General features: G+C 68.2%; 7 protein-coding genes and 1 pseudogene. All 8 read right to left on the bottom strand.

Annotated elements, in window-relative coordinates; all coding sequences use genetic code 11:
• Nucleotides 1–123: 123 nt before the first annotated feature.
• On the bottom strand, nt 124–1,422 hold the full coding sequence (locus HLH35_RS19400; RefSeq protein ID WP_182980703.1) for an allantoate amidohydrolase: 1,299 nt from the start codon (nt 1,420–1,422) through the stop codon (nt 124–126).
• Nucleotides 1,416–3,008 carry a gamma-glutamyltransferase family protein gene (locus HLH35_RS19395; RefSeq protein WP_182980702.1) on the bottom strand — a complete coding sequence of 531 codons (1,593 nt, stop codon included), beginning with the start codon at nt 3,006–3,008 and terminating at the stop codon, nt 1,416–1,418. Before HLH35_RS19395 ends, HLH35_RS19400 begins: the two co-directional genes overlap by 7 nt.
• Nucleotides 3,009–3,011: 3 nt before the next feature.
• A complete protein-coding gene (locus HLH35_RS19390; protein WP_182980704.1) occupies nt 3,012–4,367 on the bottom strand; it encodes an AtzE family amidohydrolase in 1,356 nt (451 codons plus the stop codon).
• Between the two features lie 11 nt (nt 4,368–4,378).
• Entirely contained in the window at nt 4,379–4,597 is a 219-nt protein-coding gene (locus HLH35_RS19385; RefSeq protein WP_182965680.1) for a DUF4089 domain-containing protein, read from the bottom strand.
• 57 nt (nt 4,598–4,654) lie between these two features.
• Entirely contained in the window at nt 4,655–6,121 is a 1,467-nt protein-coding gene (locus HLH35_RS19380; protein ID WP_182980701.1) for an NAD(P)-binding domain-containing protein, read from the bottom strand.
• Nucleotides 6,122–6,356: 235 nt separating this feature from the next.
• The gene (locus HLH35_RS19375; RefSeq protein ID WP_246385254.1) at nt 6,357–7,301 is read right to left on the bottom strand and encodes a LysR family transcriptional regulator; all 945 of its coding nucleotides are present in this window, start codon (nt 7,299–7,301) and stop codon (nt 6,357–6,359) included.
• A 37-nt stretch (nt 7,302–7,338) separates the two neighbouring features.
• The gene (gene xdhC, locus HLH35_RS19370; RefSeq protein WP_182980699.1) at nt 7,339–8,172 is read right to left on the bottom strand and encodes a xanthine dehydrogenase accessory protein XdhC; all 834 of its coding nucleotides are present in this window, start codon (nt 8,170–8,172) and stop codon (nt 7,339–7,341) included.
• A 14-nt stretch (nt 8,173–8,186) separates the two neighbouring features.
• A pseudogene (locus HLH35_RS19365) lies at nt 8,187–8,524 on the bottom strand (xanthine dehydrogenase molybdopterin binding subunit); the annotation flags it as partial.

Raw genomic sequence — 8,524 nt, 5'->3', positions numbered from 1 at the left:
TCATCTCCGGGTCGAACTGACCCAGCATGTCCGCCGACATCGCCCGCAGCACGCGCGGATGCACGTTCACCGGGCCAGGCCCCATCAACAGCCGGTGCGGCGGGTCGATCTGTCCGAACACCTCTATCTCTCCTCTTCCGTCAATACCGTCCCGGCATCCGACCATGTGTGTTCGAAACGGGTGACGAACGCCGTCATCGCCTCCAGCGCAGCCTGGACATCGTCCACTTCCACCGCCTCGGCGGGATGGTGACTGATGCCGCCGCGACAACGCAGGAACAGCATCGCGACCGGCGCCAGATGCGCCATCACCATCGCATCATGCCCCGCCCCGCTGACCAGCACGCGCGGCTCGGCGCCGGTAACATCCCGCACCGCCTCCGCCATCAACCGGCTCAATCCGCTGTCGCATGGCGTCGCCGGCAGATCCTGCTGCAACGTCAGGTCCAGCCCCACGGCCCGACGGACAGCGATATCCTCCAGCGCCACGCGGATTTCGTCCGCCGCACGGTCACGCACCGCGCCCACGCCGGCACGAACATCGATGCTGAAGGTCACGGCACCAGGCACCACATTCGGCACCCCCGGCCCCACCTCCATCCGCCCGACCGTCGCCACCAGGTCCTCAGGCCCCGCACCGCCGATCCGCTCCACCGCCAGCACCATCTCGGCGGCGGCAGCCAGCGCGTCGTGGCGCAGGCGCATCGCCATGGTACCGGCATGACCCGCCACCCCCGTCACCACGGCACGAAAGCGATACTGGGCCGCAATGGCGCTGACGACGCCCAGCGCATGGCCCTCGGCCTCCAGCACCGGCCCCTGTTCGATATGGGCCTCGACATAGGCCAGGACGTCCTCCCGATGCCGCGCGGCATCGGCGAAGCGCGCCAGTTCGAGCCCAAACCCGTCCAGCGCCTCGGCCAGCCCAACGCCCGCCGCATCGGCCAGCGCCAGATCCTGATCACCCAGCACCCCGGCCACGGCGCGGCTGGTGAGCATCGAGACCGGAAAACGCGATCCTTCCTCATCCCCGAACCCGATAACCTCGATCGCGAACGGAAAGCGATGGCCGCGTTCGGCAAACCACGCGACGGTTTCGATCCCCAGCATCACGCCCAGCATACCGTCATAGCGCCCGCCATCACGCACGCTGTCGACATGCGAGCCGATCAGCAGCGCCGGCGCGTCGGGATGCCGCCCTTCATAGCGGCCGACAATATTGCCGGCAGCATCGACCCGCGCCGTCATCCCCGCTTCGGTCATCCATGCGGCGATCCGGTCCAAAGTCGCCGCATGTCCCGCGCCGAGATAGGGGCGAAACAGATGGTCGTCGGCATCCGAATAGGGCGTAACCCCCAGATCATCGCACCGCGCAACCGCACGCAGGCCCGACGCCGTCTCGCGAGCAGGCATCCTCACCATGCCGCCACCATCCCGTCGCTGCGCGGATCGGTTGCCCCCTCGATCAGGCCCGACGGGTGCAGCACCAGCGCACCCGCATGCCCCATCGTCGAGGTAAAGGCCGGCATGGGTTCCAGCACATGCCCCGCCGCCGCCATCTGCGCGATCACCTCCGGCGCGAACCGGTCCTCATATTTCAGGCTGGTGCTGCTCTCGCCCCAGGTGCGGCCCAGCAGCCAGCGCGGGGCCGTCACCGCCTGCTGCAATGGCACGCCATAGCGCGCATAGCGCGTGAAGACAGCCGCCTGGGTCTGGGGCTGCCCCTCGCCACCCATGGTGCCATAGACCATGGTGCGCCCGTCGGCGAAGCGCGCGCCGGCCGGGTTGAGCGTATGGAACGGCTTGCGTCCCGGACGCAGCGCATTCCAGCCGTCTTCGGCCAGCCGGAAGCTGGCGCCGCGATTCTGCCACACGATGCCGCTGCGCGGCAGGACGACGCCCGACCCATATTCGAAATAGACGCTCTGGATCATGCTGACCGCGACACCATCAGCATCGACCGCGCCCATCCACACCGTATCGCCGGCCTGCGACGGATGCGGCCAGGGGGCCGCGATTTCGGGGTCGATGTCCAGCGCCATGCGATCCAGCGCCAGCGCGTCGTCCAGCACTTCCTGCGCCGCCACCGACATGAAGGCCGGATCGCCCACATGCGTGTCGCGGTAGCGAAAGGCCTGTTTCGTAGCTTCGACCAGCCCGTGGAAATAGTCGAACCCGTCCACATCCTCGGCACGCAGCCGGTCGAACAGCGCCAGGATCAGCAGCGACGCAACGCCCTGCGTCGGCGGCGCCATGTTGAACAGCCGCGCGCCCCCGATATCGACATGCAGCGGCGGCCGCGCCTGGGCATGATGGGTATTCAGGTCCGCCAGGTCCAGCGGGCTGCCCAACTGGCGCAGATCCTCGGCCAGATCCCGCGCCAGCGCCCCGCGATAGAAGGAATCCAGCCCGTCCCCCGCCAGCCGGCGCAGCGTATGCGCCAGGGCCTGATTATGCAGGATGTCACCGGCGCGCGGCGCATGGCCGCCCGGCAGGAAAACCTGCCGGAAACCGGGGACCGCCGCCAGTTCGCCCATCTTGGCTGCCGTCAGCGCGGCACCGCCCTCGGTAATCGGCACGCCCTGCTCGGCATAATAGATCGCATCGCGCAGCAGCCGATGCAGACCCAACCCGGGCTGCATCGCATGGCTCCACTCCAGGGCAAGGTCCCAGCCGGACACCGTACCGGCGACGGTATTGGCCGCCAGCGGCCCGCGCCAGGGAATCGTGTCGCACCCGGCGGCGCGGTAGAATTCCAGGTCCGCGCGCCGCGCCGCCGCCCCGCACGCATCGATCGTCTCGGTCCTGCCATCCGGCCACATCACCAGCCAGAACGCATCGCCGCCGATACCAGTCATGTGCGGATAGACGACGGCCAGCGCCGCCGCCGTCGCCACGACCGCCTCGATCGCCGTGCCGCCGTCGCGCAGCACGTCCAGCCCGGCCTGACTGGCCAGATGATGGGGGGATGTCACCATTCCGCGCAAGGAGCGGGGAGTGTTCAGCATGGCTTAACGTCCCTTCGATGCGGGCAGTGGCACCCTGCCGACGAGCCCTGCTTTCGCCAGCGCGCCGGCAAGGGCGAACAAAGCGGCTTCGCGCCCCGGCGCCGCGATCAGTTGCAGTCCCAGCGGCAGGCCGCCCGTACCCAGCAGAGGCGCACTGAGGATCGGCACCCCCGCCAGGCTGAGCGGCTGCGTATAGAGGCCCAGATTCGCCCGGGCGGAGACGACCTGCCCATCCACCACGATCGTCGGCTGGTCGATCAGCGGCGCCTCGCCCACCGTCGCCGGGGCGATCAGCACATCCGCCGAACGGAACAGCGCATGGACCTGCTCGCGGAACCAGCCGCGGAAACGATGCGCCTGGACCAGCGTGGCGGATGGCAGCATCGCGCCGGCGATCAGCCGGTCGCGGGTCGCGGGATCATAGCGCAGCGCATGCCTGCGCAGGCGGGGCAGATGCAGATTGCCACCCTCCGCCGCCGTGATCAGGAAGGAGGCCGCGCGGGCGCGCGCGATCTCGGGCAGTTCCACCGTTTCCACCCCGCCCAGATGCGCGACCACCGCCTCGATGGCCCGTACCAGCGGTTCCGAGACGTTCGCGGCGAACCAGCCGCCCAACCGCACCACCCGCAGGTCGGATACCGCCGGCAGTTCCGGCATAGGGCCGCCCGCCATGACCTCGTACGCCACGCGCAGGTCGTCCAGCGTGCCGGCAAACGGCCCCACCACGTCCAGGCTGGCGGCAAAGGGATAGGCCCCCTCGCGCGGCACACTGCCAAAAGTGGGTTTCAGCCCCCATACCCCGCACAGCGAGGCCGGCACACGGATCGAGCCGTTGGTGTCCGACCCCAGGGTCAGCGGCAACAGCCCCGCCGCCACGGCGGCGGCCGACCCGCCCGACGAGCCACCGGCCAACCGCGCCGGGTCATGCGGATTGCGGGTGATGCCGTAATGGGCATTGTCGGTGGCGAACCCATAGGCGAATTCGTCCATGTTCAGGCTGGCGACCGGGATCGCACCCGCCGCGCGCAGGCGCGCGACAACAGCGGCATCGTGCGTCGCGGGCGGCGATTCCCGCAACACCACCGACCCCGCCGTCGTGACCTCGCCAGTCACGTCGAACAGGTCCTTCACCCCGAACGGCACGCCGGCCAGCGGTCCCGGATCATCGCCGGCGGCAATGCGGCGGTCGATCCGTTCGGCCTCGGCCACCGCGCGCGGCCCGAAAATGCGGGTCACGCTGTTGATGGATGTGTCACGCACCTCGATCGCGGCGATCGTGGCGGTCATCACGGAAACGGCGCTTCGCCGCCCCTGGCGGATGTCGGCGGCAATGGCCAGCGCGTCGGACGGATCGGTCATGGCAGGCACGGTCATGGACGGTATTCGAACGCCGGTTCGCACGTATCCGGCAGGGCAAAGCCATGGACCAGATCAGCATAGCGCCGCAGCAGCGACCGGTTGGTCACCACCCCCGGCAGGCAGGATCTGTCGACGGTCAGGCCGATATCACGGGCCGTCGCGATAATGATCGCCTCATCGGGCACCTCGTCCGGCACGCGCGGCGCGCTGTCGTCAGGATGTTCGCTCATGGGCTTGTCCTCTCTCCCTGGTCTGCCATGCCGCCACGCCGGCAGAGTCACGGGAGATCATGCATCCGGAGGATCGAGGCTGACCAGTTCCGGCGTGATATAATTCAGCAACTGATCGAGATGCCACGCGCCATCGGCCACAAACAGGTCGCGCCCCAGCCCCCGCGCCAGCCGCTCCACCCCAAAGCGCATGCCGCTGATCGACGCCCCCGACAGGCCCATGCTGGGAGTCGCGCTGAAGGTGAAATTATGGATGTTCGCCAGCATCGGCGCCAGCGGATCGGCCGCATCACGCGGCAGGAACTGGTAGGACTCGCCCAGATAGGGATGCGCCGCCAGCACCGCGCTGTCCTCGCCCTCGGGCGGGGTAAAGCGATCGCGCCACAGCGCCACCGATCCGGCGAAGGACGCGATTTCCGGCCGCAGCGCCATGTCGACGGCAAAGCCGGTGCCGATGATCACGAAATCGAACCGCATCTCGCCGTCCGGAGTCTGAACGACGATTTCATCGCCCTCCATCCGCGCACCCGTCCAGCCGCAGCCGGTATGATAGCTGAAGGTGGGGTGGCGGCGGCAGCGCCAGAACGTGTCCTGCGGCGGCGGCTGGTTCAGTTCGTAGATATGGCGCATGAACCGCCAGCGCAGCGTGTCGGACAGCGCGGAGAAATGCGCCAGGAACCCGGCATTCTCCATCCAGCGATACGGATTGATCGAGGGAATGACCCGCCGGCGCAGGCAGAGCGCGACCGAGGCCACCCCTTCCTCCAGCGCCGTCGCCGCATTGTCGAAAGCCGAAGCCCCCGCCCCCAGCACGCCGATCCGCTTGCCGCGCAGCGCGGCGAAATCGATGGGCTCCGATGTATGCGCGTATTGCGCGCGCGGCAAAGCCTGGCGGATGAAATCGGGCACATGCCACCGGCCACCGCCATCAATGCCGGTGGCCAGCACCAGCTTGCGCGCCAGATAGCGATATTCCCGCCCTTCGGCGTCCCGGAAGGTCAGCCGCAGCAGCCCGTCTTCCCACGCCACATGTTCGAACGACCGGTCATTCTCGACAGGCAGGTCGAGCACGGCGCGATACCAGTCCAGATAGGCCTGCCAGTCGCCACGGGGGATCTTGTCCAGCTTCTCCCAGGCGCCCGCACCGTATCGGGCCTCGTACCAGGCACGCGGCGTCAGGTTGGGAATCCCCAGATCGGGGCCGGTCACATATTTCGGCGTCCGCAGCGTGATCATGCGGGCGAACGTCACCCACGGCCCCTCGCCGCCACGCGACGCGCGGTCGAAGATCCGGACATTGGCGATATTGCCGCGCTTGAGCGCGAAAGCCGTGGCCAGGCCGCCCTGGCCGGCGCCGATGATGGCCACATCCAGCACCGGTTCGCCGTCGCGCGTCAGGCGCGGCGTCCAGTCATGGCGCGGATAGTCGATAACGGTCAGATCCCGCCTGACCCGGGCGTCGAGCGCCGCAAGCCCGTCTTCCGGCGTTTCTCCCGGTCGATAATGATCGCTATCGGCGGCCATCCGCGCCTCCTTCGCTTCGCTGGTCCAACAGGTCCATCCCGGACGGCGTGGGTCCGTGTCCCCCGACACGGACCCGGGTTCCCCAACCCGCACCATCACGACACCGAAACTAACCGAACGAGGGGGTGTTCCGTCCAGTAGAATAAAATGATCAATCCGTTGCCAATTCAACAACAGGTCACATTCACACACCAAGCATAGATATTACCATAATCTATTGTTTTTAAATAAATATCTACTTTACCACCACAGCTTCACGCCCCCGAACACGCCCCGCTTCTTCCTGTTCCCGCAGCGCTTCGCGCACCTCGACAATCAGCCGTTCCAGCGCCGGCGGCAGCCAGCGCGCCTCGCGGACATAGACGCCCAGATCGGTCACGGCCCTGGGGTCGTCCAACGGCACATGCGCCAGCGCGCCCCGGCTGATATCGAATTCCAGCGCCAGGCGGGACTGAAAGGCCAGGCCCACACCGGCCGCGACCATGCGGTTCGTCAGTTCGATCGAACCCGTTTCCAGCACCACGTCCAGCCGGTCGCGCCAGGGATGCAGCATGGGTTCCATGACCTGATGCAGCGACAGCGATTCACTCGGCAGGATCAGGCGATAGTCCAGGCACTCCTCGATCCGCACACTCTGCCGGCCCGCCAGGGGATGATCGGCCGGCATCACCACCCCCACCGGAAAGCGCGCCACCGCGACCCGACGCAGATCGTCCGGCGCATCCAGCGAGAAGGCAATGCCCAGATCGGTCGTGCCGCCGCTAAGGGCAGCCACGATCCGCCGGGGCGATCCGGTATCCGCCTGCAGATCAATCCCCGGCCAGGTCCGCGTCATCCGCGTCAGCAGCCGCGCCATCAGGTCGCCGGCAATCCCTTCGACCGTCATCAGGCTGATACGCCCGCCCCGCATGCCGGCCAGCGCCGCAATCTGCTCGTCGGTGCGTACGGCATCCTGCATGACGGTGACGATATGCCGGGCCACGATCTCGCCCACGGCGGTCAGCACCATGCCGCCGGGCAGGCGATCGAACAACGGGGCGCCGATTTCGTCTTCCATCTGGGCAATCTGCCGCGTCAGCGCCGAGGGCGTAACGTTCAGTTGGCGCGCCGCCTCGCGGATCGAGCCATGGTCGCGCACCGCGTTGAAATACAGGATACAGCGCGCATGCAGTCTCATCATGTGCTGGCTTCGGACCGGTCCCCTCATTTTCTGTTCCTCATGCATGCCGCTCCGGCATCGCATCATCGCCGTGCAGCAGGCGTTCGACAATTTCCGCCGCCACCAGCGCCGCGATAATTTCCGGCCGCTTGTCGCGAATGCCGCGATCCCCGATCGGGCAAACCAGGGTCGCGATCCGGTTGGCCCCCAGCCCCACGGCGCGGAATCCGGCCTCGAACCCCCGCCGCTTCGTCTTCGACCCGATCAACCCGACATAGCGGAAATCCCCCCGCTCCAATGCGGCACCCACAATCAGCGCATCCAGCCTGTGGCTGGGGGTCAGCACCAGAATGCCGGAGCCCGCCGGCGCGGCGCCCAGCACGCTCTCCCAATCTTCGGTCATCCGCACCGCAACCCCTTCGGGCACCGATCCAAATTCCTCGGTGCGCGGATCGATCCAGAACAGGCGCACTGGCAGCGGCGCCAGCGCCCGGGCCAGCGCACGCCCGACATGCCCGGCCCCGAACAGCAGCAGATGCGGCTGCCCGGCCCGCGCGCGCTCCGTCTCCCCCACGATCGAATCCAGAAGCGCCTCGTCCGCGCGCTCGATCCGCACGCGCACCCGGCCGCCGCAGCACTGGCCGAGTTCCGGCCCCAGCGGAATCTCCAGTTCCCCGGCCTCCCCGGTGCCGGCCAACAGCGCCCGCGCCCGTGCCACGCAATCCCATTCCAGCCGCCCGCCACCAATCGTGCCGACCAGCGCGTCCGGCGCCACCAGCATGAAAGACCCTGCCTCGCGCGGGGTGGACCCCATGGCGGCACGAATGCTGACACGGACAACAGGCCAGCCGGCCTGCCGCCATTCCGCCAGCGCGGAGACGATGTCGTCCATGGCCTAGGCGACCGTCAGCCCACGGACGTCACGTCGGTCCGGGCGGCGGCGCGGGCGCGCATCCGCTCGGCCGCGCGCAGGATCGCCTCGGGCGTTGCCGGCGCATCCAGCCCGGGGCAGGACCGATAGCCATCCAGACTGGCCAGCGCGTCAGAGATCGCATGCAGCACCGCCACGCCATGCACAAAGGGCGGCTCGCCCACCGCCTTGGAGCGGAAGATCGTCTCCTCGCGATTGGGCGCGCGCTCCAGCAGCGCGACATTGAAGATACGCGGCCGATCGGAACAGGCCGGGATCTTGTAGGTGCTGGGGGCATGGGTACGCAGCCGGCCCGTCTCGTCCCACACCAGTT

Source organism: Gluconacetobacter asukensis (genome assembly GCF_014174375.1).
Taxonomy (GTDB): domain Bacteria; phylum Pseudomonadota; class Alphaproteobacteria; order Acetobacterales; family Acetobacteraceae; genus Gluconacetobacter; species Gluconacetobacter asukensis.
Note: the sequence above shows the minus strand (reverse complement) of the source record. Positions and strands in the feature narration are given on the sequence as shown.

Coding starts and splice junctions, on each gene's coding strand:
- HLH35_RS19400 (WP_182980703.1), bottom strand. CDS start 1,422: ATGGTGAGGATGCCTGCTCGCGAGACGGCGTCGGGCCTGCGTGCGGTT.
- HLH35_RS19395 (WP_182980702.1), bottom strand. CDS start 3,008: ATGCTGAACACTCCCCGCTCCTTGCGCGGAATGGTGACATCCCCCCAT.
- HLH35_RS19390 (WP_182980704.1), bottom strand. CDS start 4,367: ATGACCGATCCGTCCGACGCGCTGGCCATTGCCGCCGACATCCGCCAG.
- HLH35_RS19385 (WP_182965680.1), bottom strand. CDS start 4,597: ATGAGCGAACATCCTGACGACAGCGCGCCGCGCGTGCCGGACGAGGTG.
- HLH35_RS19380 (WP_182980701.1), bottom strand. CDS start 6,121: ATGGCCGCCGATAGCGATCATTATCGACCGGGAGAAACGCCGGAAGAC.
- HLH35_RS19375 (WP_246385254.1), bottom strand. CDS start 7,301: ATGATGAGACTGCATGCGCGCTGTATCCTGTATTTCAACGCGGTGCGC.
- xdhC (WP_182980699.1), bottom strand. CDS start 8,172: ATGGACGACATCGTCTCCGCGCTGGCGGAATGGCGGCAGGCCGGCTGG.